At 72.3% G+C, this 23,625-nt stretch carries 21 protein-coding genes; 9 read left to right on the top strand and 12 right to left on the bottom strand.

Going from position 1 to position 23,625, the window contains the following annotated elements; genetic code table 11:
• Positions 1–209: 209 nt before the first annotated feature.
• The 3 genes from ABTX18_RS27055 (at position 210) to ABTX18_RS27065 (ending at position 1,672) form a co-directional block, all read left to right on the top strand.
• Positions 210–602: a guanyl-specific ribonuclease gene (locus ABTX18_RS27055; protein WP_352125360.1), complete on the top strand. Its 393-nt coding sequence runs from the start codon at positions 210–212 to the stop codon at positions 600–602.
• 80 nt (positions 603–682) lie between these two features.
• Positions 683–1,072, top strand: coding sequence for a barstar family protein (locus tag ABTX18_RS27060; RefSeq protein ID WP_352125361.1), 390 nt, complete (start codon positions 683–685; stop codon positions 1,070–1,072).
• 51 nt (positions 1,073–1,123) lie between these two features.
• Complete coding sequence (locus ABTX18_RS27065; RefSeq protein WP_352125362.1) at positions 1,124–1,672, top strand: YciI family protein; 549 nt, start codon at positions 1,124–1,126, stop codon at positions 1,670–1,672.
• A gap of 27 nt (positions 1,673–1,699) precedes the next feature.
• Here ABTX18_RS27065 and ABTX18_RS27070 read toward each other — a convergent pair whose 3' ends face one another.
• The 3 genes from ABTX18_RS27070 to ABTX18_RS27080 all read right to left on the bottom strand — a co-directional run bounded on the left by ABTX18_RS27070 (position 1,700) and on the right by ABTX18_RS27080 (position 9,263).
• A complete protein-coding gene (locus ABTX18_RS27070) occupies positions 1,700–3,442 on the bottom strand; it encodes a pyruvate dehydrogenase (RefSeq protein WP_352125363.1) in 1,743 nt (580 codons plus the stop codon).
• 113 nt (positions 3,443–3,555) lie between these two features.
• Positions 3,556–5,346, bottom strand: coding sequence for a protein phosphatase 2C domain-containing protein (locus ABTX18_RS27075; RefSeq protein ID WP_352125364.1), 1,791 nt, complete (start codon positions 5,344–5,346; stop codon positions 3,556–3,558).
• Between the two features lie 140 nt (positions 5,347–5,486).
• A complete protein-coding gene (locus tag ABTX18_RS27080; RefSeq protein ID WP_352125365.1) occupies positions 5,487–9,263 on the bottom strand; it encodes a S8 family serine peptidase in 3,777 nt (1,258 codons plus the stop codon).
• A 207-nt stretch (positions 9,264–9,470) separates the two neighbouring features.
• Here ABTX18_RS27080 and ABTX18_RS27085 point away from each other — a divergent pair, with 207 nt between their 5' ends.
• Positions 9,471–10,460: a helix-turn-helix domain-containing protein gene (locus tag ABTX18_RS27085; RefSeq protein ID WP_352125366.1), complete on the top strand. Its 990-nt coding sequence runs from the start codon at positions 9,471–9,473 to the stop codon at positions 10,458–10,460.
• Between the two features lie 91 nt (positions 10,461–10,551).
• Positions 10,552–11,034, top strand: a complete 483-nt coding sequence (locus ABTX18_RS27090; protein WP_352125367.1) for a DUF456 domain-containing protein — start codon at positions 10,552–10,554, stop codon at positions 11,032–11,034.
• On the opposite strand, the gene ABTX18_RS27095 is transcribed toward ABTX18_RS27090, so the two are convergent.
• Together ABTX18_RS27095 and rsgA are read right to left on the bottom strand one after the other, a co-directional pair.
• The gene (locus ABTX18_RS27095; protein WP_352125562.1) at positions 10,959–12,407 is read right to left on the bottom strand and encodes a DNA-3-methyladenine glycosylase 2 family protein; all 1,449 of its coding nucleotides are present in this window, start codon (positions 12,405–12,407) and stop codon (positions 10,959–10,961) included. The genes ABTX18_RS27090 and ABTX18_RS27095 overlap by 76 nt on opposite strands.
• A gap of 69 nt (positions 12,408–12,476) precedes the next feature.
• Positions 12,477–13,658, bottom strand: coding sequence for a ribosome small subunit-dependent GTPase A (gene rsgA / locus ABTX18_RS27100; RefSeq protein ID WP_352125368.1), 1,182 nt, complete (start codon positions 13,656–13,658; stop codon positions 12,477–12,479).
• A 367-nt stretch (positions 13,659–14,025) separates the two neighbouring features.
• Here rsgA and ABTX18_RS27105 point away from each other — a divergent pair, with 367 nt between their 5' ends.
• Positions 14,026–14,526 (top strand): DUF5949 family protein, encoded by a 501-nt coding sequence (locus ABTX18_RS27105; RefSeq protein WP_352125369.1) that lies wholly within the window; start codon positions 14,026–14,028, stop codon positions 14,524–14,526.
• A gap of 152 nt (positions 14,527–14,678) precedes the next feature.
• Here the strand turns inward: ABTX18_RS27105 and ABTX18_RS27110 are convergent, their stop codons facing one another.
• The 5 genes from ABTX18_RS27110 to ABTX18_RS27135 form a co-directional block, all read right to left on the bottom strand.
• Entirely contained in the window at positions 14,679–15,089 is a 411-nt protein-coding gene (locus tag ABTX18_RS27110) for a rodlin (RefSeq protein WP_352125370.1), read from the bottom strand.
• A gap of 545 nt (positions 15,090–15,634) precedes the next feature.
• A complete protein-coding gene (locus tag ABTX18_RS27120) occupies positions 15,635–16,045 on the bottom strand; it encodes a rodlin (protein WP_352125372.1) in 411 nt (136 codons plus the stop codon).
• Between the two features lie 188 nt (positions 16,046–16,233).
• Positions 16,234–16,524: a hypothetical protein gene (locus ABTX18_RS27125; protein ID WP_352125373.1), complete on the bottom strand. Its 291-nt coding sequence runs from the start codon at positions 16,522–16,524 to the stop codon at positions 16,234–16,236.
• Positions 16,525–16,976: 452 nt separating this feature from the next.
• Entirely contained in the window at positions 16,977–17,210 is a 234-nt protein-coding gene (locus ABTX18_RS27130) for a chaplin (RefSeq protein WP_352125374.1), read from the bottom strand.
• Positions 17,211–17,522: 312 nt separating this feature from the next.
• Positions 17,523–17,924, bottom strand: a complete 402-nt coding sequence (locus tag ABTX18_RS27135) for a rodlin (protein WP_352125375.1) — start codon at positions 17,922–17,924, stop codon at positions 17,523–17,525.
• Between the two features lie 422 nt (positions 17,925–18,346).
• On the opposite strand from ABTX18_RS27135, the gene ABTX18_RS27140 reads away from it, so the two are divergent.
• The 3 genes from ABTX18_RS27140 to ABTX18_RS27150 all read left to right on the top strand — a co-directional run bounded on the left by ABTX18_RS27140 (position 18,347) and on the right by ABTX18_RS27150 (position 21,398).
• Positions 18,347–19,246 carry a chaplin gene (locus ABTX18_RS27140; protein ID WP_503061220.1) on the top strand — a complete coding sequence of 300 codons (900 nt, stop codon included), beginning with the start codon at positions 18,347–18,349 and terminating at the stop codon, positions 19,244–19,246.
• Positions 19,247–19,375: 129 nt separating this feature from the next.
• Positions 19,376–20,641, top strand: coding sequence for an FAD-dependent monooxygenase (locus ABTX18_RS27145; RefSeq protein ID WP_352125377.1), 1,266 nt, complete (start codon positions 19,376–19,378; stop codon positions 20,639–20,641).
• Positions 20,642–20,651: 10 nt separating this feature from the next.
• A complete protein-coding gene (locus ABTX18_RS27150; protein WP_352125378.1) occupies positions 20,652–21,398 on the top strand; it encodes an SAM-dependent methyltransferase in 747 nt (248 codons plus the stop codon).
• Positions 21,399–21,437: 39 nt separating this feature from the next.
• On the opposite strand, the gene ABTX18_RS27155 is transcribed toward ABTX18_RS27150, so the two are convergent.
• Both ABTX18_RS27155 and ABTX18_RS27160 read right to left on the bottom strand, forming a co-directional pair.
• A complete protein-coding gene (locus tag ABTX18_RS27155) occupies positions 21,438–22,154 on the bottom strand; it encodes a hypothetical protein (protein WP_352125379.1) in 717 nt (238 codons plus the stop codon).
• Between the two features lie 158 nt (positions 22,155–22,312).
• The gene (locus ABTX18_RS27160; RefSeq protein WP_352125380.1) at positions 22,313–23,575 is read right to left on the bottom strand and encodes an acetyl-CoA C-acetyltransferase; all 1,263 of its coding nucleotides are present in this window, start codon (positions 23,573–23,575) and stop codon (positions 22,313–22,315) included.
• Between the last annotated feature and the right edge of the window lie 50 nt (positions 23,576–23,625).

A 23,625-nucleotide genomic window follows, 5' to 3' on the forward strand; every position in this document is an offset into this window, starting at 1 on the left:
GCCCCCCTCCGCTTCGGACTTCCTCACGCAATGCATGCCCCGCGTACGCGCTGTCACGCTTCCGTTGGCATCAATCCGTGCGAAACCTCCCCCGCACGCGCCGTTCCGGCACACAGAACGGCGGCCGGCGACCCTCACGGTCAACTTCCAGAAAATTCACTCTTGTTGGCGTTGACGGGAGCGCGTCTACGCGCGTCATCATGGTGGCTATGCGAATCCCCCCACGGATCACCACGCTCGGCGGCGTCGCCGCCCTCCTGTCCGTCCTCTTCGTCGGCGGACCCGTCACGGCGCCCGCGACCGCCGCCACCGCAGCGGTCGGCAGCATCTGTTACTCGGCGCTGCCGTCCGAGGCGCACGACACCCTCGATCTCATCGACGCCGGCGGCCCCTTCCCGTACGACCAGGACGGGACCGTCTTCCAGAACCGTGAAGGCGTGCTGCCTGCCCAGGGCACCGGCTACTACCACGAGTACACCGTCATCACTCCCGGCTCCCCGACCCGCGGCGCACGACGCATCGTCACGGGCGAGGAGGTCCAGGAGGACTACTACACCGCCGACCACTACGAGACCTTCGACCTCGTCGACCACGGCTGCTGAGCCGCACCCCGGTCCGGTCCGCGTCGTAGCCCCCCACCTGCGGCGCGGATCACCGGACGACGCGCTTGTACGCTCCCCCCATGACCGTGACCTATGTGATCGACGGCTCCCGGGTCACCGGCCCGGAGCGCTTCTGGGACGTGATCGGCGAGGCGGTGAACGGGCCCGGCGGCTACTTCGGCCGGAACCTCGACGCCTTCGCGGACTGCCTGAGCGGCGGAATGGGCACGCCGGACGACGGCGACTTCGTCATCGAGTGGCGGGACCACGCGCGGTCCGCACGCGCGCTGGGGCACGAGGAGACCGCCCGGTACCTGCACCGGCTGGCCGGCCGGGCCCACGCGAGCAACCGGCCCGGCCTGCTCGCGGAGTCGGCGCGGGCTTCCCAGGGCCTCGGGCCCACTCTCTTCGACCGGCTGGTGGAGATCATCCAGGACCGTACGGGGCCCGGGACCCTGCGTCTGCTCTGAGGCCGGCGAATCCTGCTCGACCTGGTCGCGCCGGGAAGAGATCCTGTACGCATGGAGTTCCTCTGCTATCACCGCGACCGGCCCGGATCCCTCCCACTGCGCGACGAGCTGCTGGAAGACCACTGGTCCTACATGGACGAATACGCGAAGGAGTTGATCGCCCGGGGCCCGACCCTCGCCGACGACGGCGACACGCCCACCGGAAGCGTGCACATCGTGGACCTGGTGGATCCCGCCGCCGCCCGCGCGTTCGCCTTCGACGAGCCCAACTACCAGGCCGGTGCCTACCGGGACGTGTTGCTGCGACGATGGCGCAACCTGCTGGGGCGCACCATGTGGGACTTCCCCGGTGGCCGGACCGGCGGCAACCGCTACCTGGTGCTCGGCCTCGGCGCCGGGCAGGCCGCCGACCTCGCGGTGCCTGCCGACCCGGACGAGCTGATCGCCTACGGGCCGTTGCTGTCCGACGACGGCGACACCTGGCTGGGCACGGCCGCGCTGCTCCGGGCGCCGGACCCGGGCGCGGCACGCGCCGTCCTGACCCCGGACCGGTACGCCGGCATCGAGGTCCACAACTGGCAGTTCGGCGGGCGTTCCTGACACCAGGCGGGCGCGGACCCGAGGGCCCTACGGGCGAGGCACGTTGCGCAGGTTCGACCGGGCCATCTGGACCATCCGGCCCACCCCGCCGTCCAGCACGATCTTGCTGGCGGAGAGCGCGAAGCCGGTCACCATGTCCGCGCTGATCTTCGGCGGGATGGAGAGCGCGTTCGGGTCGGTCACGACGTCGACGAGGGCAGGGCCCTTGTGCTTGAAGGCGTCCTTGAGCGCGCTCTCCAGCTGCCTGGGCTTCTCGACGCGGACTCCGTACGCCCCCGAGGCCCGGGCGACGGCCGCGAAGTCCGGGTTCTTGTTGGTCGTACCGAACGACGGCAGTCCCCCGACGAGCATCTCCAGCTCGACCATGCCCAGCGAGGAGTTGTTGAACAGGACGACCTTCACCGGCAGGTCGTACTGGACGAGGGTCAGGAAGTCCCCCATCAGCATCGTGAACCCGCCGTCCCCGGACATCGAGACGACCTGGCGGTTCCGGTCGGTGAACTGTGCGCCGATGGCCTGCGGCAACGCGTTGGCCATCGAGCCGTGGCTGAACGAACCGATCACCCGGCGCTTGCCGTTCGGCGTCAGATAGCGGGCGGCCCACACATTGCACATACCGGTGTCGACGGTGAACACGGCGTCGTCGTCGGCGAGTTCGTCCAGGACCGAGGCCACGTACTCCGGGTGGATCGGGACGTGCTTGTCGACCTTGCGGGTGTAGGCGCTGATCACACCCTCCAGCGCGTCCGCGTGCTTCTTGAGCATCCGGTCGAGGAACTTGCGGTCGCTCTTGGCCTTCACCCGCGGCGTCAGACAGCGCAGCGTCTCCCGGACATCGCCCCAGACCGCCAGGTCGAGCTTGGAGCGACGGCCCAGGTGTTCGGGGCGCACGTCGACCTGCACGATCTTCACGTCGGTGGGGAGGAAGGCGTTGTACGGGAAGTCCGTGCCGAGCAGGATCAGCAGATCGCACTCGTGCGTGGCCTCGTACGCGGCCCCGTAGCCGAGCAGCCCGCTCATGCCGACGTCGTACGGGTTGTCGTACTGGATCCATTCCTTGCCGCGCAGCGCATGGCCCACGGGGGCCTTCACCCGCTCGGCGAACTCCATGACCTCGGCGTGCGCGCCCGCCGTGCCGCTCCCGCAGAACAGCGTGACCCGTTTGGCCTCGTCGACCATCCGGCAGAGCTTGTCGATCTCCGCGTCACCCGGCCGCACGCTGGGCCGTGACGTGACCAGGGCGTGCTCGGCTGCCTTCTCCGGCGCGGGCTGCGAGGCCACGTCGCCGGGCATCGAGACGACGGCGACCCCGCCCCGGCCGATCGCGTGCTGGATGGCCGTCTGGAGCAGCCGCGGCATCTGCTGCGGGTTGGAGATCATCTCGTTGTAGTGGCTGCACTCCTGGAAGAGCAGCTCGGGATGGGTTTCCTGGAAGTAGCCGAGTCCGATCTCGCTCGACGGGATGTGCGAGGCGAGCGCGAGCACGGGGGCCATGGACCGGTGGGCGTCGTAGAGGCCGTTGATCAGGTGCAGGTTGCCGGGGCCGCACGAGCCGGCGCAGGCCGCGAGCTCGCCGGTCACCTGCGCCTCGGCGCCGGCGGCGAACGCGGCCGTCTCCTCGTGCCTGACCTGGATCCAGTCGATGTCGGGGTTGCGGCGGATCGCGTCGACGACCGGGTTGAGACTGTCGCCGACCACCCCGTACAGGCGTTTGACGCCCGCCCGGGCGAGGATGTCGACGAACTGCTCCGACACGTTCTGCTTGGCCATGGGTGCGCACTCCCTCTGCCTGTGCTCCGTGCACGTCCGGCTGTCCGGCCGCCGGGGCGTGAAACCTCGGCCGGACGGGTTCTTCGGAGTCCATCAACCCATGCCCCGGGCGGTTACGCCTCCCAGACGCCGACCGCCGTCCGGTCGTCGGCGTACCCCTTCACCCGCAGCCGGGTGTCGGCGAGGAACACGCCGAGGCCGGGCGCCTCGGCGGGTGCCCATCGCTCGGCGAGCTCCTGGGCCAGGGCCGGTTCGCCTCGCAGCGGCTCGGCGAGGCCGGGGCTGCACAGCAGCAGGGTGTCGCCCGGCCGGGCGACCGACGCCCGGAAACGGAACGGCTCGGCGGGCGGCGGGACCGGGGCCTCGATGTACGGCGGCGGGGCGGTGGCGACGCCCAGATCCATGGTCAGCCGGTCACCCTCGGGGCCGCTCTCGGGCGCGGCCGAGCCGAAGCCGACCACGGCCTCGCCGGTGAGCGTGCCGGTGGGCGGCACGAGCGGTTCGAGGTCGTGCCAGCTGCCGTCCCGCAGCCGGAACAGCCCGCCGCCGCCCACGCCGAAGAAGACCCGGGTGCGGCATGCGGGGTCGGCGGACAGCAGGAGGCAGCGCAGACCCGCCGTGTACGCGTGCGGCTCGCGGCCGAGCTCGGCGGCGCGGGCGCGCAGCTTGCCGTAGGTGCGGTCGGTGAGCCGGTGCAGCCCGGACTTGAGGTCGCCGCGGCGGCCCGCTCGTATGTCGTCGGAGAGGCGGGCGTGGCTGCGTCCGACGGCTTCGGCGATCCAGCGGCAGGCGTCGGCCGCGGCCAGATGCGCGCTCTCGGACGACCGGGCGCCGCCCGCGACGGCGACCAGGACCAGGGCGCCCTCCGCGGCGCCGAACCGCGCCGTGAGCAGCGCGTCGCGCCGGGGTTCGCCCCGGAACCGGGCGGAGTCGCCCCGCACCGAGGCGGCCCGCAGGGTGTACGTGCCGTACCGGGCGCCGTCGAGCACGGTGTCGGCGACGAGGCCGTCCAGTGCGCCCGGGTCGCTCGCGGGCAGCGCGGTGGGTTCGGCGTCGTACGTGGGCGGCCTCGCGCCCACGTGGGCGACGGGGGGACGCGGTGGCGCCGCCTCGGGAACGGGGGCCGGTTCGGGGGCGGGTTCGGGCGGAACGGGGTCATGGGGCCGCTCGGCGATTGGGCGCCGGGGCAGTGGCGGAGCGGCCGTGTCGTGCGCGGCCGCGTCCCGCGCGTCGTGCGGACGGGCCACGACGGTGGGGGCCTCGGCGGGTGCCGGCGGTGCTGCGGGCGCTTCCGGCGGCGCGGGCGGGTGTTCCGGCGGCGCGGGTGCGGCCGGCGGCGGTGCCGCGCCGTCCCCGGCCGGAAGGCTCTGGGCGATGCGGGGGTCGGCGGGCGGCGGCGGCTCGGGGGCCACCGCCTGCGGTGACGGTTCCGGTGCCCGGACCGGCGCGGGCGGGGCCGCGGGGGCGGGGGGTGCTGGTGGCGGCCCCGCGAAGGTGCGGGGCCGTGGTGGGCCGGCCGGCGGCTCCCACGGGGCACGCGCGGCCGCCTCGTGCGGCGGGGTCGGTGACGCCTCCGCCGTACGGGTGGGGCCCGACGGCGCGACCCTCGGCTCGGGCACCCCGGCGCCGGCCCGGTACGCCTCACCGCTCTCCGGCACGGCGGCGGCCTCGTACGTCTCACCACCCACCGGCGTCGCGTACACGTCACCACCCACCGGCTCCCGGGCAGCGGCCCCGTACCCGTCACCACCATCGGGTGCCACCGCGTCCGACGCCGAGTCGAAGCGGTCGTCGAGACTGTCGGCCGCCTGGCTCGCCCCGGTGTCCGGGGCCGCATCGTCGTACAGCCTGCGCCACCAGTCGTCCTCATGGGCGGCGGGCCGCCTCTCCCCCTGCTGACTCATGCCCTTATTGTCCACCGCGGAGGCCGCGCGAAAACGGGACATCCGGAAAAATTGGCCGAGGGGGCACCACGAAAAGGTCCGCCGGGCGGCCCCACCCCCCACGGGAAGGACGCCCGGCGGACCGGTCGGGTGACGCGACCTCAGCGCACGGCGTAGGCGTCGGTCACGGTCTGGACGACGGAGTTACCGAGGGAGTCGGTCAGTTCGGTGCGCAGCGTGACCGCCTTGCCGGCCGCGTCCGCGTGGTTCACGGTCGCGGTCCAACGGCCGCTCCGCTGTGCGGTGGTGGCCTCGGTCCAGGTCTCGCCGCCGTCGTACGAGTACGCGACCCTGGCTGCCGTGAGCGTGCCGGGCGTGTAGCCGGCGTGGCCGGTGACGCTCAGGCCGATCCGCTGACCGTCCTTCGCCGCAAGGGTCTTCAGGCCGTCCGACGGCAGAGCGTAGCCCGGGAAGAGCAGCGGAATGCCCTGGGAGTAGGCGTTCTCGTCGCGGTGCGAGCGGAACTTCCAGGTGGTCTCGGTCATGGTCGACCGCTTCCACACGGCGGCGGGCTGACCGGCCTTCATGGTCCTCATGGTGAGTTCGTACGCGGCGTCCCCGGCCGGGACGGTGAACACCCCTGACGGCCAGCCGGTCTCACCGATCACCGTGCCGCCGCTCCTGAGGCTCAGGCTGCCCATGTCCCCGAAGGAGCCCTGGAGCCCGCCGTGTTCGCTGTCGCTCCAGAAGCCCGGGGCGACGCCGATCAGATTGTCCTGGCGTTCGGCGGCGAGTTGCTCCTCGCCCTGGTCGTCGCGGGGCGCGGAGGGGGCGAGGATGCCGCCGTACCAGTGCTCGGCGCGGTGCGAACCGGCCTCGTACGTACGGGTCCTGTCGACCATGGACTCGCCCCAGGGGAAGCTGGAGGAGATGTAGCGCTGCCAGGAGCCGTCGCCCGCCGAGTAGTACTCGGTGCGCTGTCCGGGAGCGGCGACGGTGTCCATTGCGCCGACACCGAACCTGGCGCCGTAGGGACGGGCAGCGAGAAGGGTGTCCACGTAGTCGGCCGCGACGCCCATGGACTCGTACGCGGACTCGACCGTACCGAGGCTCCTGTCCCTGACCCTGTACGTGCGGTCCGAGGTGACGGTCCCCGTCTCGGGGAAGGCCAGGTTGTAGACGAACGGGCTGACCGCGGTGGCCTTCCAGCTCAGCTTCACCGGTCCGGCGGCCAGCGCGGCGCTCAGGCCGGCCGCCTCGTCCGCCTGGATGCCGAGCGTGGGCAGGGGCGCCGCGCCGTATCCGACGGACGGCTTCCACGGGCCCGCGGACGGGCGGTGGGCGATGACCGCCACGGCTCCGGCGGCCTTGGCGTTGCGGGCCTGGGTGGCCACGTAGCCGTCGTCCGGGACGCGGACCAGCGCGATCCGGCCGGCGACACCGGCGGCCTTCAGCTCGTCGGGGGTGCCGGTGCCGGCGTCGACGAGCGCGGCCTGGCCCGTTCCGTCGAGGTTGACGGATCCGGAGGACGCGGGGGTGGGGTGCAGCGTGGCGCCGCCGACGACCGCGAGCTTCTCGATCTGCGGGGCGTAGGCGCGCCAGAAGCTGTCGAACTCGAAGTCGCCGTCGCGGGCCCTGCCCTGGATGTCGACCAGGTAGTCCTTGATGACGCCGTTCCCGGCGATCGACCCCGCGTGCAGCCAGGCGTCGTCCCAGCTGCGGCCGAAGGCGAGGGTCGCGCCGCGGGTCTCGGTGGTCCGGTCCTCGGTCTTCGCCTTCAGCCGGTGCGCCCTGCGGGCGTCCAGCACCAGGACGGTGTCCTTGGTGACGTTCAGCTGGGGCCTGGCGAGGTAGCCGACCGATTCGGCGAGCCGCCCGGTGACGTCGTCGCGGTCGGCCGAGATGACGAAGCTGGAGACGAAGTAGGCGCCGGGGCGCACCTCGTAGACCTGGTCCGCGGAGCCGTCGTTGAAACGGCGCTCCCCGGTGGCGGTGTCGGTGCCGATGACGTCGAGCGAGGACGAGCCGGCGGCGGGCTCGCCGTTACGGTCGATCAGCTTGACGCGCAGGGTGACGGTCTCGGCACCCACGTACAGGGAGAACGGGGTGGAGACCTTGACGCCGCCCGCGGCGGTGGCCAGCACCCGGCCGGTGACGTCGCCGTACTGGCTGTCCTGAAGACGGGCGGCCGGGTCGAGCTTCAGTGGGACCTCGACGGTCGCTCCGGCGGGCACGGTGACGCTCTTCGCGCCGAGTGCGGCGACGGAGGAGCGGACGGCGGAGCCGTCGTTGCCCGTCACGCCCTGGACGGTGAGCGACAGCTTCACCGGTGCGGTGCCGGTGTTGGTGTACGGGACCTGCACCGTGGTGCGGTCCGTCCTGTCCTGCGGCCAGTTGAAGGTGCCGCCCTGGACGGCGGGCGCGCCGGTGAGCGTCGTGTCGATGGCGGCCTTGACGTCGAGCCGGCCACCGCCGGTCTCGCGAACGTCGCCGGGGATGTCGCTCTTCGCGGACGACACGAGGGCCGCCTTGACCTGCTGGGCCGTCCAGTCGGGATGGCGCTGCTTGACGATGGCGGCGGCGCCCGCGACGTGCGGGGTGGCCATCGAGGTACCGGACATCGACTGGTAGGCGTAGACGCCGCGGCCGCCCGCCGCGGCTGCGGAGATCCCGACGCCGGGGGCGGCGATCTCGGGCTTGAGGGTGTGGGCGCCGATCGCGGGCCCGGGGCTGGAGAACGAGGCGGTGGAGTCGTCGCGGTCGACAGCGCCCACGGTCAGCACGCTGGGCGCGCATCCGGGCGAGGAGACGGTGTTGAGCGACGGCCCGGAGTTGCCGGCCGCGATGACGAACAGGGTGTCCTTGCTCCTGCCGAGCTCCTCGGCGGCCATGCTCATCGGGTCGGTGCAGTCGGTGGGCGTCTGGGTGCCCAGGCTCATGGAGACGACGTCGGCCTTCTGGTCGACGGCCCACTGCATGCCCGCGATGATCCAGGAGGAGTCGCCGGAGCCGCTGTCGTTGAGCACCTTCCCGACGAGCAGGTCCGCGCCGGGGGCGACGCCCTTCTTCTTCCCGCCGCTTGCCGCGCCGGAGCCGCCGACGGTGGAGAGGGTGTGGGTGCCGTGGCCCTGGAGGTCGTCGGTGGTGTCGGAGTCGGTGAAGTTCCTCGACTCGGTGATCCGGCCCTGGAGGTCGGGGTGTCCGGCGTCCGCGCCGGTGTCCAGGACGGCGACCTTGGTGCCCTGGCCGTCGTAGCCCGCGGCCCAGGCGAGGTCGGCGCCTATCTGCTTGGTGGAGCGGTCGAGGCTGGCCTCGACCTTGCGGTCCAGCCAGAGCTTCTTCAGCCCGGCGGCGGAGCGGGACCGGCCGGCTCCGGTTCCGGTGACGTCCGACCAGAATCCGGCGGCCTGCTTCTTGTCGGCCTTGAGCGCCACACCGTCGATGGCCGGCAGTGCGAGGCCGCGCTCGGCGCCGTGCGGGGTGGCCGGCGCGCTGCGTGCGAGGCCCTGGGCGTAGGTCGCGATCAGCGGGACGGAGTCCGTGTGCGCGTCGTCGTATCCCTGGCGGATGAGCCCGGTGACGTTGAACAGTTCCTCGTCGACGGTGTGCTCGGCGAGCGCCTTCGCCGCGGTGTCCGGGTAGACGTACAGGTCCTTGCCCGAGCGGCGGGTCTGCACGAGGGCGACGGTGCCGTCCTCGCGGGGCAGCGCGACGGCCGAGGCGTTCCCCGAACCGTCCGTGCTCACCAGGACCTTGTCGCCGGTGACCAGGGTGACCGTGACGGGCTTGTTCCCCTGGGCGGTGGCGGCCGCGCTGCCGGTCAGCGGTCTCTTCGTGCCCGCGTCGTCCTGTGGCGCTGCCACGGACGGCGCGATCACCGTGACGGCGAGGACGGCGGCGGTGGCCGCCCCCAGTGCCGTACGCGATATCGGACGCATCGCTCTCCCCAAGTAAAACCGGAACGGACAGGCCCAAAGGCCCGCATTCCGGAGGTTGTTGGTGCTGCGGTGGCGCCACATTGGCAGAGTGACGGGCGGTACGGGGATGATGTGCCCCGGCGGGTTTACGCCGTGGCCGCTTTCCGCCACGACCGGTCGCCGAGCAGCACGGCAGCGGGGAAGCGACACGGTCGGAGGGGTCCGGGGATGCTGGGAGCCATAGGTCTCGACGAGACACAGGAGTCGGCCTACCGCGCGCTCGTGGCGGTGGGGGCCGCGGAGGTCACCGATCTCGCGCACCGGCTCGCGCTGCCCGAACGGGACACCGAGCGGGCACTGCGGCGGCTGGAGCAGCACGGACTGGCCGCCCAGTCCTCCGCCCGTACGGGGCGGTGGGTGGCGGCGCCGCCCGGCGTGGCGCTGGGAGCACTGCTGACGCAGCAGCGTCACGAGCTGGAGCAGGCGGAGCTGGCGGCGGTGCTGCTGGCCGAGGAGTACCGGGCGGACGCCGCCGAGCCGGCCGTGCACGATCTCGTCGAGGTGGTCACCGGGGCGAGCGCGGTGGCGCATCGTTTCCATCAGCTGCAGCTGGGGGCGGCGAGCGAGGTGTGCGCCCTGGTCACCGGGAACCCGATCGCGGTCAGCGGGCTCGACAACGAGTCCGAGGAGCAGGCCGCCACGCGCGGGGTGTCGTTCCGGGTCGTCGTCGAACGCGAGGTGCTGGGGCTTCCGTCGGGCATCGTGGAGCTCTCGGCCGCGCTGAGCCGCAACGAGCAGTGCCGCGTCGTGGACCGGGTTCCGACGAAACTCGTCGTCGCGGACGGGGCCCTGGCCATGGTGCCGCTGACCGGCCGCGGCGCGGAACCCGCCGCTCTGGTGGTGCACGCGTCCGGGCTGCTGGAGTCGCTGATGGGGCTCTTCGAGGCGGTGTGGCGGGAGGCGATGCCGCTGCGGCTCGGTGAGAGCGGCCGGATCGGGGAAGGGCCGACCGGGCCCGATCCGACGGATCTGGAGATCCTGTCGCTGCTGCTGGCCGGCCTGACCGACGCCAGCGTGGCGAAGCAGCTGGACCTGGGACTGCGGACGGTGCAGCGCCGCGTCAAGGGCCTGATGGAGCTCACCGGGGTGTCGACCCGGCTCCAGCTGGGCTGGCATGCGTACGAGCGGGGCTGGGTCGCCCGCGAGCCGCGCCCCTAGAGAGTGCCGTCAAGCCTCTGAGCTGCGTCTACGGGCCCGGGGCAGGCTCCGACGACGGGCGGGACCGGCCGGATTCCGGCAGGCTGGTCAGATGAGTGTGTGGCAGCTCGTCGCCGTCGGCCTGGTCATGCTGCTCGGCCTGATCGGCGTCCTGGTGCCCGGTGTGCCCGGTCAGGCGATCGTGTGGGCCGCCGTCCTGTGGTGGGCGCTGACGGACATGACGCCGGCGGCTTGGGGGGTACTGATCGGGGCCACGGCACTGCTGCTGCTGAACCAGGCGCTCAAACCGCTGCTGCCGCCGCGCCGCCCCCGCGAGTCCGGGGCGCCACGCCGGACGCTGATGCTCGGCGGGATCGGCGGGATCATCGGATTCTTCGTCGTCCCGGTGGTCGGAGCGATCGCCGGGTACGTGGGCGTGATCTACGGGGCGGAGCGGCTGCGGCTGGGCAGTCGCGGGGCCGGCTGGGCGTCGGTCCGCTCGGTGATGCGGGCGACCGGCTACTCCGTGCTCGCCGAGCTGTTCGCGTGCCTGCTGGTGACGGGGGCGTGGCTGGGTGCGGTGATCTGGGGCTGAGACCTGGTGCCCGGCGGGATCCCCGTGGTCTCCGCGCGTCGTACGCCGTAGGAGCGCCAGGGCCGCCACCGGTCCGAGCCCGGCGTCCCGTACGGGTCCACATCCGGGTCGCCCAGGCTGCGCATCCGGATCAGCGCGGCGGTGGCCGGGCCGATACCGGGCAGCCGCGACAGCGCCTGCTCGGCCTCGTCCCGGTCGGCGCCGGCGTCGAGCCGCACCTCACCGTCGGCGAGGGCGGCGGTGAGTGCCCGCAGACCGGGGTGCGACACCGCATCCCCCAGCACGCCCGGTTCGGGGAAGACATGGGTGAGCCCGCCGCAGGGCACGTCCAGGACCTTTCCGTACGCCGCGACCAGCTCCCCGGCGGCCGCCGGGCCCAGCAGCGCCCGTACGGCGAACTCCTCCGGGTCCGCCGTGCCCGGCGAGCGCACCCCCGGGCGGGCGGCTACCCCGGCGGCGAGCAGCGGATCGGCGCCGAGAAGCTCGTCGACGGCGTAGGGGTCGGCGTCCAGGTCGAACAGGCGGCGCAGCCGCTGCACCGCGGTGGTCAGGTCGCGCAGGTCCGTGAGGTGGATGCGGGCCTCCAGCCAGTGGCCGGCGGACCGCTCGTCCACGGCGGCGATGCCCGTGCCGTGCGGCAGGCGCAGGGTGCGGCGGTAGGTCCGGGCTCCGGGCTCCCCGCTGACCTCCTCGATCCGGGCGACCGTCTCGGCGGCGAGCAGGTCGAAGACCTCACGGGCCGCGTACGGGCCCCGGTGCGCGAGCCGGAGCGGGATGCCCGTGGTGCGGGCCTCACGGACCGCGGCTCCGAGCCCGGTGCCGGCCTCGGAGCGCAGCTCGCTCGGAGTGCGGGCGTAGATCTGCCGGACGGTGTCGTTGAACTGGCGCACGCTGGCGAAACCGGCCGCGAAGGCGATGTCGGTGACGGGCAGCGCGGTGGTCTGGAGCAGCACCCTTGCGGTGTGCGCGCGCTGGGCGCGGGCCAGGGCGACGGGCCCGGCGCCGAGCTCCGCGTTGAGCTGCCGCTGAACCTGCCGCGCGCTGTAGCCGAGGCGGTGGGCGAGACCGGGGACGCCTTCCCGGTCCACCACACCGTCCCCGATCATCCGCATGGCGCGGCCGACCACGTCCGCCCGGACGTTCCAGTCCGCGGAGCCGGGGACGGCGTCCGGGCGGCAGCGGCGGCACGCCCGGAAGCCGTTGCCCTGGGCGGCGGCCGCGGTCGGGTAGAAGCGGACGTTCTTGCGCTTGGGAGTGACGGCGGGGCAGCTCGGCCGGCAGTAGATGCCGGTCGTCTCGACGGCGAAGAAGAACTCCCCGTCGAAACGCGCGTCGCGGCTGCTCACCGCCTCGTACCTGGTCTCTTCGTCCATCACACCGTCCAGTGTGCGGCCTCGGACACCGCCGTACTCGCGGTTTTCGGACGCCGACCAGGGCTCCGGCTACCGCACCCGGCCGCGCTTGGCCTCCATGGCGGCCCGGCCCTCGGCCCCCTTGCGCTTCCAGTCGCGCCGGATCTCCGCGCGGACCCGGGCATCGGTCTTGGCGACGATGCGCTGGTTCTCGCGCAGCAGCTTGCGGTAGCTGTCGTAGCGCCGCTCGGGCAGGGATCCGTCCTCGATCGCCGCCAGTACCGCGCAGCCCGGCTCGGCCTCGTGGGAGCAGTCGTGGAACCGGCACTGCGCGGCCAGCTCCTCGATCTCGGAGAACACCTGGCCGACGCCCGCCTCCGCGTCCCACAGGCCGACCCCGCGCAGCCCGGGGGTGTCGATCAGGACACCGCCGGACGGCAGGACCAGGAGGTTGCGGGTTGTGGTGGTGTGCCGGCCCTTGCCGTCGATGTCACGGATGGCCTGCACTTCCATCGCGTCGTGCCCGAGCAGCGTGTTGGCCAGCGTGGACTTGCCCGCGCCGGAGACGCCGAGCAGCACGCTCGTACCGCCGGAGACGATCGCGGAGAACACGTCGACGCCCTCGCCGGTGGCGGAGCTGACGGGCAGCACCTGCACGCCGGGCGCGAGACGCTCGACGTCCTGGACGAGATGGGACAGGGTCACGGCGTCCGGGACCAGGTCGGCCTTGGTCAGGACGACGAGGGGTTCGGCGGCCCCGCCACCCGCCGGCGCGACGTCACGCAGGAGCGCGTCACCGTCGGTACTCGACATGGCCAGGGCGAGGAACCGCTCCACCCGGCCCAGGTCGAGCTCCACCGCCAGCGAGACACAGATGGCGATGTGGTCGACGTTGGTGGCGAGCACCTGGCCCTCGGAACGCTTGGACGAGGTCGAGCGGACGAAGGCGGTGCGCCGCGGGAGCAGCGTACGGACGAACTGCGGGTCGCCGTCGGGGTCGACGGCGGCCCAGTCGCCCGTGCAGACGATCCGCATCGGGTCACGGGGCACGACGAACGCGGTGTCCGCGCGGATCGTGCCCTGCGCGGTGACGATGTCGCACTGCCCGCGGTCGACGCGCACCACGCGTCCGGGCAGCAGCCCCTGTTCGGCGTACGGGGCGAACTCGGCGGCCCAGCCGTCGTCCCAGCCGTAGGCGGACAGGGGGTGCGACGGTGAGGAGCCCTGAAGAGTGGAGAGAGAGGAGGAAGGAGAAGAAGACGGGAAAGACAAGGGAAACCCTTCACAGGGTGGCCCCGGCAACGCGCACTGCGGCGCGGACGTGCTCGGTGGAGGTCAGCCGGCGGCCACGGGGGTGGGAACGATGCTCTTCGGCTTGTGGGCAGCGCCCATCGCAGCGACAGTCATCAATGTCCTCACCTCCGGTTTCACGCACGGCCCGGACCGGCGGTCTTCTCCGCCGTCCGCAACGCTGCACACGATAGCCCGCGGCGGCCCGGTGGCGTCAACGTATTTATGACGGCACTCCGTTCGGACGGGCAGCCGATGCGGCGGGCTGTGGACGGAATGTCACGCGGTCTCCCTCGATCGGGTGATACGCATGGAGATCGACCGGTCGCGGACGGTTAGGGTGCCGGACATGACCTCCCCCCAGACAGCCTCCGGCTCGTTCACCCAGGCCCAGTTGGGCACGCTCATCCTGATCGGCTGGAGCGGCGAGCACCCCCACACCGGGCGCGATGTCGCCTTCCTGCTCGCCTACTCGCTGGGCGACGGATCGGAGGGGCCGGCCGTCGGCGAGGCCGCGATGCGCATCGCGCTGGGCCGCTGCGGGCTCCCGGTCGGTGGCGGCCCGGTGCGCGCCGACGAGAAGCCGGGCCTCCCCGTGAAGCTCCTCGTCCAGGCGGGCCAGGCCGTCCTGACGCTTCCTCACTTCACGGCCCAGTACCCCGTGCCGCCCCAGTGGCTGGCGGCCGCCACCGAAGAGGGCGAGGTGCACGCGATGTTCGCGACCCGACCGTGGCCGCAGGGCGCCCCCGGGCTCCCGGTGGGCGAGGAGGAACTGCGGCTGTTCGCGGGCGACCCGGAGGTCATCGCGAGCTCCGCCCACTGCGTGCTTCCGGTAGGCAGCCTGCGCTGACCGCCCGCGCGCGACCTGCGCCTGCCGCCCCCCGTACGCACGATGCCCACCGCCCCCCGTGGAGCGGTGGGCATCCGCGTGTGCAGGCGCCTCACCACACATGCCGCGGGCGGCCCGGACCTGCCGGGCCGCCCGCGGTGGTGTGTCCGGACTCAGTTGTTGGCGATACCGTTCCCGGAAAGGACGGGGATGCCGTTCACCAGGTGCGAGAGGGCCTCGTCACCCTTGGCCTGGGTGGAGTTGTCGGCGCACTGCTGGTTCTGCGGGGAGGACAGGACGTTGATGTCCTGGACCGCCACGGGCACGAGGATGCCCACGAGGGAACCCACGTTGGCCTTGACCGGCGCTCCGACGCAGAGCTTGTTCAGCGACCCCTGGACCAGCTGGACCTGCGGGCTGCCGTCGCCCCGGGTCACGCTGTTGCCGAACGAGCTGTGGGCGCCGTTGCCGTTGACCGACGTGGTGCCCCCCTCGTTTCCGATCGCCATGGCCGTGGGGGCCGCGGCGGCCGACAGGCCGACCAGGGACACGGCCACTGCCGCGCCGGCCATCATCTTCTTCATCACGCTTCACCTTTCGGAGCGTTCCGTTCTGGAACGTACTGATCAACCTCTTACGGAGGCTTCGGTTCCGCGGTTCCACTCAAATGGGTTCCATCCGGCATAAGTTCGACGTCCCGGCGTCAACCCCGTGAGCCCTCGCCGGAGACGCGCGCCCCGGGAACGAGGCTGCCCGCGCACGGCGTTCCGGGCTCCGCACCACCCGGCGGAGCGGCATCACGGCGCGCCGCCGCCTGCCACTCGGCGAGGAGGCGGTCATAGATGGGTGTGCCGTCCTGCGGGTACCGGTGCGGGTCCCGCCGTCGCTGACTGTCGTACTGGTCCATGAAGGGCCCTTACCCGGTACGGCGATGCACGTCCGCCACCGCTACGGCAACCGGCCCAGCGGACCCGTCCTTTCGGGGCAGCTTCCGGCCGCGCCCCGGCGCACGAAGTGGGGCCGACTCGTCCCGGGCGGCCGGAGATCCGGCTGCCGCGAGGACGGGTCGGCCCCATGTGTGATGCAGGAACCGCGGACGCCTCAGAAGCCGTGGTCGCCTCGGGAACGACTAGTCGTTGGCGACACCGTTGCCCGACAGGACGGGGATGCCGGACAGGATGTGCGACAGTGCCTCGTCACCCTTGGCCTGGGTGGAGTTCTCGGTGCACTGCTGGTTCTGCGGCGACGACAGGACGTTGATGTCCTGGACCGCGATCGGGATGGCACCGAGCAGCGAACCGACGTTGGCCTTGGCCGGCAGGGCGATGCAGGGCTTGTTGAGCGAGCCCTGGATGAGCGCGAACTGCGGGCTCCAGTCACCGTGGGTGGCGGAGTTGCCGTAGGACTGGACGGCGCCGTTGCCGTTGACCGAGGTGGTGCCGCCCGCGTCGCCGATGGCCATCGCCTGCGGTGCGACCGCGGCGGAGACGCCGACGATCGAAGCGGCGACGGCTGCCGAGGCCATAATCTTCTTGATCATGTAATAGCCCTTCTGGGGTTTTCTGTTGCCCGCCTGTCCGGAGCGACCTGATCAACTCGCGGTGGCGGGAATGGTTGTGGCGCTTCACTCGAACGGTGCTTCCGCGGTCCGTGCGGTTACGCGGTGCGCGGCACCGGAGCGATGCGCGTGCCTCGGTGAGAGGCGGGAACCGCCGTCGTGGGGACCGGTCAGCCGCCGATCGGGAGGCCGCCCATGAGCGGGGCGGCACCCTTGGCCGCACCGGTGGCCTGGCCGGCGACCTTGGTGAGGGTGCCGTCCTTCTGCAGCGATTCGGCGGCGCCGCCGACGGTGTCGACGACCGGGTCGACGGCCTGCGGGGCCGCGGCCACCACCTGGTTGACACCGCCGTCGAGGCTGAAGCTGGGGGCCGTGGCGTTGGTAACGGCGAAGGCGGGAGCAGCCGTTCCGAGAGCAACCACGGAACCGGCGACGAACGCAGCTGTCTTCGCGTACTTCACTTTCGGGTTCCCTTCTGCAGCGGCATCCGTTTCGGTCGCGTCCCCGCGCCGCACCAGCCTTCTTTAGCTGTGACTTCTGCCGCTTTCTCTCTGGGTAACGATCCGATTGCGGCCGGGCAACTGGGCGGTCGGGTTTTTCTCCGGACCGCTTTCCCTGCTGCTTTCCCGAGGTCTCGGCAGATTGCATGACTAATCACCGGTTCGGGTACGGGGGAGGACACCGGACACGATTCGGTGATGGACTGTGGGTAATCCGTCCCGCGCGCCCGCCCGGATGTCCGCCCCCAGCCGCCGGCGCACCGCGCCCGGGCCGGCGGAATCGCTTTCGGCCGTTCCGCCGCATCGAGGAGGGCTGCGCACTCCCGGGACGGACGCAGAAAAGAGGAGAGCCCCGGATCGCAGAGAATGCGATCCGGGGCAGACCGGTGCCGAACGAATTCGGCGCGCGCGAATCAGACGTTGGCGCAGGTGTTGCCGAAGGCCGGGTTCAGCAGCGCGATGATGTTCACGGTGTTGCCGCAGACGTTCACCGGGATGTGGATCGGAACCTGGACGACGTTGCCGGACAGGACGCCCGGGGAGTGCACGGCCGCGGCACCGGCGCCGGAGTCGGCGAAGGCCGGGGCGGCAGCACCCATCGCCATGAGGGTTCCGGCGGCGACGGCGGCAATCTTGGTGTACTTCACTTTCATCCCTTTCTTCGACGGAGTCCGGAGCGGCCACGACTTTCGTGCCGCACGAGCGCGGTCCTGATCGCTCGTAACTCCGCCGCTGTGATTCGTAACGATTTCAGACGGTAAGCGAAACTCTTCGCCGAGGAGATTCTTCGGAATCCGCCCGAATGACGCAGTCTCGGTCACGGACCGTCACCGTGGTGGTCGTCCGGTTGCTTCTTGTTTCTCGGCTCCCTCGGATTCCTCGGAAGAACCGGGAAGGCAGCAGCAGGCCCGGGCCGCCGGACGGGGAACGCCGACGGCCCGGGCCTGTTGGCGGCTGGATCAGCCGTTGTGGGCGCCGTTGCCCGAGAGGATCGGGATGCCGGACAGGATGTGCGACAGCGGCTCGTCGCCCTTGGCCTGGGTGGAGTTCTCGGTGCACTGCTGGTTCTGCGGCGACGACAGGACGTTGACGTCCTGGACCGCGATCGGGATGAGGCCGATCAGCGAACCGACGTTGGCCTTGAGCGGCAGGCCGACGCAAGGCTTGTTCAGCGACCCCTGGACCAGGCCGAACTGCGGGCTGCCGTCACCGTGCGTCTCGGCGTTGCCGAAGGACTGAGAGGCACCGTTGCCGTTGATGGAGGTCGTGCCGCCGGCGTCGCCGATGGCCATCGCCTGCGTCGCGCCGAGACCGAGGATGGAGGCGGCGACGGCTCCCGTAGCCAGGACCTTCTTGATCACGATGAACCCTTCTCGTACTGGATGCCCCGTACCGGAGCCCACTGACCAACCGACTTCCGGACGTTTGGTTATCACTATTCACTCGAATGCCGGGAGTGTGCGGACGCCCGTGCGAAAGGCGGTCACGCACCATGGGGACAGAACCCGTAGGTGCACGCATACGCGTATATCGATCGCCCGCCCGCAGGCGAACGTATACACGTAGCCCGTCCGAGTGATCACAGAATTTTCACCGGTTCCACGTTTCTCCCTCGCTTCGGCGTCGTTAGGGGTGTCGTCAGACTCGCCCGACGGGACGCCCACCCAGCTGAACTGGCAGGCCCGCCGGTTCCGCACCGGCTGATGAACGAATTGCGGGTCAATACCGCCCGCGCGAAATGTCCTAAGAAGGGGCAACCATGCGAAAAGCCTTGAGTAAAAGCGTGCTCGTCATGGCGGCGGCGTCAGGCATCCTGACCGCCTCCGGCGGCTACGCGTTCGCCGACGCCGCGGCCGACGGCGCCGCGATCGGCTCGCCCGGTGTGGGTTCGGGCAACGCCGTGCAGGTGCCTGTGCACATCCCGGTCAACGTGTGCGGCAACACGGTCAACGTGATCGGTGCGCTGAACCCCGCGTTCGGCAACGAGTGCGAGAACGAGGGCGGCGGCTCGGAGGCCGGTGACGCCCAGGGCGCGGACGCCCACGCTGTCGCCGCCCACTCCCCCGGCGTGCTCTCGGGCAACGTGGTCCAGGTCCCGGTCGACGTTCCGGTCAATGTCTGCGGCAACACGGTCAACGTGATCGGCGCGCTGAACCCCGCGGCCGGCAACGAGTGCGAGAACGAGTCGGGTGCGGTCGAACCCCCGAAGCCCCCGCACCACCACAAGCCGCCGACGCACCACAAGCCGCCGAAGCACCACGGCCACGACCACGACTGCGCCTGCCAGCCGGGGCACCCCCATCACCCGCCGAAGCCGCACAAGCCGCCGAAGCCCCCGAAGCACCACCACGACCACAACTGCCCGCCCAGCCACCACCACAACCCGCCGACCCACCCGCCGCACAACCCGCCGTCGCACCCCCCGCACCACCCGCCGCACCACAACCCGCCGACGCACCCCCCGCACCACAACCCGCCCACGCACAACCCGCCGACCCACACGTGGCACCCGCACAACCCTCCGACGCACACCTGGCACCACACGCCGTCCAAGCACCACAAGCCGCCGCAGATGGCGCACACCGGTACCAACGACAACCTGGGCATCGCGGGTGGCGCCAGCGCCGCCCTGGTGCTCGGTGGCGGCCTGCTGATGCGCCGCAGCCGCGCCATGCAGAAGTGATGTAGCACCGCGTACGCGTGAAGGTCCGGCCGGCCAGCGAGCAGCTGTCCGGCCGGACCTTCGCGGTTTCGCGGGCCGGTGCCCGCCCGGCGGCTCAAGATGGGTGCCGGGCACGAACGGGAGAAAGCGGTGGCGGACGTGGCGGGAGCCGGATTACGCGTCGGGGTGGTCGGCGGGAGCGTCGCCGGCTGCGCCATGGCGATCGCCGCGGTCAGGGCCGGGGCCGACGTCACGGTGTACGAACGCAGCGACGGGGCGCTGGAGGACCGGGGGTTCGGCATCGTCGTCCCGCCTCCGCTCCACGCGGAACTGGTCGGGGCCGGGTATCTGAACGCCGGCATGCCGACGGCACCGGTGCCTTCACGGGTATGGCTCGCCCGGGTGCCGGGGCAGCGCACCGCACGGGAACTGGCCCGGCACGACAGCGCGGTGACGCCCTGTCACTGGGGCCTGCTCTGGCGCACCCTGCGTGCCAATGCCGACGGCGTGACGTACCACCGGGGCCGCCCCGTCACGGAGGTGGTGCGCCACCCGTCGGGCGGGGCGGTGATCCGTACGGTGGACTCGGAGGAACGGTACGACATCGTCGTCGGGGCGGACGGGCCGCGGTCCGTCACCCGTTCGGCCGTCGCGCCGCTGGTGCGGCCGGTTCCTGCGGGATACGTGGTGTGGCGCGGCACCCTCCCGCTCGACGCGCTCGTGGCCCAGCCGCATCTGCGGGAACTGCTGCGGACCGCCTGGATCACGCTGGGGTTCCGTGGCGGGCACGGCGTGTTCTATCTGATCCCGGGCGCCGTCGAGGGGTCCCGGCTGTTGGCCTACGCCGTCTACGGCCCGCCTCCGCCGCCGTCGTGGGCCGCCGGCCGCGAAGAGTACGTGCGGCGCGTCGCCGAGGAGCATTTCCCCCCGGACTGGGCCGAGGTCGTCGGCCGGGGCGTGCACACCTCCCTGGCGTGCCACGACGTCGCCGACTTCCATGTGCCCCGGGTCGCGGAGCCGCCCTTCCTGCTGGCGGGCGACGCTGCGAGCATCACCCGCCCGCACACCGCGAGCGGCGCGACGAAGGCGCTGCAGGACGCGCTCTGCCTCGAGCGGGTCCTGCGCGCCTCGTCGTCCGCGGCCGAGGCGCTGCGACGGTACGCCGACGAGCGGTCGGACGAGGGCGCCCGGCTGGTCGCCCTGGGCCGCAGGCTGGGGCACGCGATGGTCGAACGGACCCCGGACTGGGCGGCGATGGGCCCGGCCGAGGTGGCGGAGTGGAGCCGGGCCACGCTGAACGGCGCCGCGAGCTATCTGTACGGGGGGCGAAGCGGGGACGCAGATTCCCGCGGCCGGCGAGCGCGTTCCCCTGGAACGGCAGGTAATTCGGTGGACGGCGGCGGCGGGACGGCCTAGCTTCCCCGGCGTGGACCTTCCCCGTGCCTTCACCATCCGCGAGAGCGGCCATCGCGTACACAATCCGTTCACCGAGGAGAACCTGGCCACCCTGGGCCGGGCCCTGCGCCTGACTCCGCGGACCCGGATCCTCGATCTGGCCTGCGGCAGCGGCGAGTTGCTCTGCACCTGGGCGCGCGATCACGGCGCCACAGGGACCGGGGTCGACATCAGCACCGTCTTCCTCGCCGCCGCCGGCGAACGGGCGGCGGAGCTGGGCGTCGCGGACCGGGTCGCCTTCGTGCACGGTGACGCGTCCGGGCATGTCGCACCGGAACCCGTCGACCTGGCCGCGTGCGTGGGCGCCACCTGGATCGGCGGCGGCTTGGCCGGCACGGTCGGGCTGTTGGAGCGCTCGGTGCGGCCGGGCGGCATGCTGCTGATCGGTGAGCCGTACTGGCGCCGGGAGCCGCCGGACCTGGAAGCCGTCGAGGGGTGTCACGCCACGGCCCGGGACGACTTCTTCGCCCTGCCCGAGCTGCTCGAACACTTCGGGGAGCTGGGCTGGGACGTGGTGGAGATGGTGCTCGCCGACCAGCAGGGCTGGGACCGGTACGTCGCGGCGCAGTGGCTCAGCATCCGCCGCTGGCTCGACGCGAACCCCGACGACGAGCTGGCCGGCGAGATGCGCGCGGAGCTGGCCACCGCACCGGCGCTGCACGTCCGTTACCAGCGCGAGTACCTGGGGTGGGGCGTGTTCGCCCTGATGAAGCGCTGATCCCGGAACCCGGCGCGCGACGAGCCCGGCGCCGGTTCGTCACGAGTGGTAGAGGACCCGCACGACCATGGTGTCGCCGGGCAGGCCGTCCAGGTAGGCGTTGAACATCTGCTCGTGGTCGGGGCCCCCGCCCTCCACCCAGCGCCCGTCCAGGGTGAGCAGGGCGGGGGTGGGCAGCACGGCGGTCACATGGCGGGCCACGTAGGTCTCCCGGTCCTCGTCGAAGTGGAAGACCGGGTCGGAGCCGAAACGCTCCTCCAGGGCGGGGTCCGCCTCGATCGCCTGGATCAGGGGCTGCGCGCCGAAGGAGGCCAGGGCTGCCTCCCTGGCGTGCTCGGGCTCCAGGGTCCTGGCCCGCTCGGCGAAGTGGTGGAAGGGCAGCGCCGGTGGGTAGCGGTCGGCGAAGGCGTGGTACGCCGTCCACGTGCCGCCCGCCCGGCGGGCCTCGGCGGCGCGGGGCGTGTCGAGGTCGAGGAGGGCGCGCGGGCCGCCGTGGCAGCGGGAGGGCGGCAGGTCCTCGGGGTCCTTGATCCAGTCGTCGTAGCGCACCAGGCGGGGGTCGTCCTCGTGACCGGGCAGCACGTCGAAGAGGCAGCCCGCCCCGGAGACGAACCAGTAGCTCCACGCCCCCACCCAGTCCGGGTGGGGGCGGTCCTCACGGTCGTACCAGAAGGGGGCCATGGCCTGCCCGATCGCCTGCCTCAGCGCGTCGGGGTGGACGGGCGGCAGACAGACGGTGATGCGTTGTCTGCCCATGGTCTCCCCTTGCGTGGTGCGGCGCGTGTTCGTTTCGTGCGGCCGAGCTCAGGCGAGCAGATCGGTCTGCGTCCCGATGCCACGTTGTCCGGCTTCCCGGTACGCGAGCCAGGCAAGGGCGGGCCCCGTGCGCCAAGCGGTGATGGTGGCGGAGTCCATCAGCGCGCGATGCGCTCGAAGACCGCGGCGAGGCCCTGGCCGCCGCCGATGCACATGGTCTCCAGGCCGTAGCGGGCCTCGCGGCGGTGCAGTTCCCTGGTGAGGGTGGCGAGGATGCGGGCGCCGGTGGCGCCTACGGGGTGGCCGAGGGACACGCCGGAGCCGTTGACGTTGATCCGCTCCTCGTGGTCCTTCTCGCCGAGGCCCAGTTCGCGGGTGCAGGCCAGCACCTGTGCGGCGAAGGCCTCGTTGAGCTCGATCAGGTCGAGGTCGGCGAGGGTGAGCCCGGCGCGGGCGAGCGCGGTGCGGGTGGCGGGGACGGGGCCGATGCCCATCGTGGCGGCGGGCACGCCCGCGCGGGCGAAGGAGACCAGGCGCACCAGCGGGGTGAGGCCGAGGCGCTCCGCGGTGGCGGCGCTGGTCACCAGGCAGGCGGCCGCCGCGTCGTTCTGGCCGCTGGCGTTGCCCGCGGTGACCGTGGCCTCCGGGTCGGACTTGCCGAGGATCGGGCGGAGCGCGGCGAGCTGTTCGGCGGTGGTGTCGGGGCGGGGGTGTTCGTCGGCGGTGACCACCGTCTCGCCCGTGGGGGTCCCCCCGCTCGAGCGCAGCCGAGAGTGGGGGAGTGTCTTCACGGTGACGGCGACGGTCTCCGCCTCGTACCTCCCCTCGGCCATGGCGCGGCCGGCGCGCTGCTGGGAGCGCAGGGCCAGGGCGTCCTGGTCGGCGCGGCTGATGGCGTACTCGCGGCGGAGGTTCTCCGCCGTCTCGATCATGCCGCCGGGCACGGGGTGGTTGACGCCGCCGGCGGTGACGCGGCCGCGGGCCAGCGAGTCGTGGAGCTGGAGGCCGGGGCCCTTGATGCCCCAGCGGCCGTCGTGCGTGTAGTACGGGGCGGCGCTCATCACGTCGACGCCGCCGGCGATCACCACGTCACTGAACCCGGCCCGGATCTGCATCGCCGCGTCGAGGACGGCCTGGAGCCCGGAGCCGCAGCGGCGGTCGGTCTGGAGGCCGGTGACGGACTGCGGGAGCCCGGCGTCCAGGGCGGCGACCCGGCCGATGGCGGGGGCGTCGGAGGACGGGTAGGCGTGCCCGAGGATCACCTCGTCGACCCGGTCGGGGTCGATTCCCGTACGGGCGACGACCTCGGCGATGACGCGGGCGGCGAGGGAGGCCGGCGTCTGCCCGGCGAACGCCCCGCCGAAGCGGCCGATGGGGGTGCGCAGCGGTTCGCAGATCACGACGTCGTTCGGGTCGGGCACAGCGGGACCTTCCGGGAGCGGGACAGACAAGGGCAAGGGTGTGTCCTGAC

Source organism: Streptomyces sp. NPDC096323 (assembly GCF_040302845.1).
GTDB lineage: Bacteria > Actinomycetota > Actinomycetes > Streptomycetales > Streptomycetaceae > Streptomyces.

What these genes read in the sequence shown, in the direction of transcription:
- ABTX18_RS27120 (WP_352125372.1), bottom strand. Translation starts at nt 16,045, where the DNA reads ATGATCAAGAAGATTATGGCCTCGGCAGCCGTCGCCGCTTCGATCGTC.
- ABTX18_RS27055 (WP_352125360.1), top strand. Translation starts at nt 210, where the DNA reads ATGCGAATCCCCCCACGGATCACCACGCTCGGCGGCGTCGCCGCCCTC.
- ABTX18_RS27070 (WP_352125363.1), bottom strand. Translation starts at nt 3,442, where the DNA reads ATGGCCAAGCAGAACGTGTCGGAGCAGTTCGTCGACATCCTCGCCCGG.
- ABTX18_RS27110 (WP_352125370.1), bottom strand. Translation starts at nt 15,089, where the DNA reads ATGAAGAAGATGATGGCCGGCGCGGCAGTGGCCGTGTCCCTGGTCGGC.
- ABTX18_RS27075 (WP_352125364.1), bottom strand. Translation starts at nt 5,346, where the DNA reads ATGAGTCAGCAGGGGGAGAGGCGGCCCGCCGCCCATGAGGACGACTGG.
- ABTX18_RS27065 (WP_352125362.1), top strand. Translation starts at nt 1,124, where the DNA reads ATGGAGTTCCTCTGCTATCACCGCGACCGGCCCGGATCCCTCCCACTG.
- ABTX18_RS27085 (WP_352125366.1), top strand. Translation starts at nt 9,471, where the DNA reads ATGCTGGGAGCCATAGGTCTCGACGAGACACAGGAGTCGGCCTACCGC.
- ABTX18_RS27060 (WP_352125361.1), top strand. Translation starts at nt 683, where the DNA reads ATGACCGTGACCTATGTGATCGACGGCTCCCGGGTCACCGGCCCGGAG.
- ABTX18_RS27105 (WP_352125369.1), top strand. Translation starts at nt 14,026, where the DNA reads ATGACCTCCCCCCAGACAGCCTCCGGCTCGTTCACCCAGGCCCAGTTG.
- ABTX18_RS27095 (WP_352125562.1), bottom strand. Translation starts at nt 12,407, where the DNA reads ATGGACGAAGAGACCAGGTACGAGGCGGTGAGCAGCCGCGACGCGCGT.
- ABTX18_RS27090 (WP_352125367.1), top strand. Translation starts at nt 10,552, where the DNA reads ATGAGTGTGTGGCAGCTCGTCGCCGTCGGCCTGGTCATGCTGCTCGGC.
- ABTX18_RS27080 (WP_352125365.1), bottom strand. Translation starts at nt 9,263, where the DNA reads ATGCGTCCGATATCGCGTACGGCACTGGGGGCGGCCACCGCCGCCGTC.
- ABTX18_RS27155 (WP_352125379.1), bottom strand. Translation starts at nt 22,154, where the DNA reads ATGGGCAGACAACGCATCACCGTCTGTCTGCCGCCCGTCCACCCCGAC.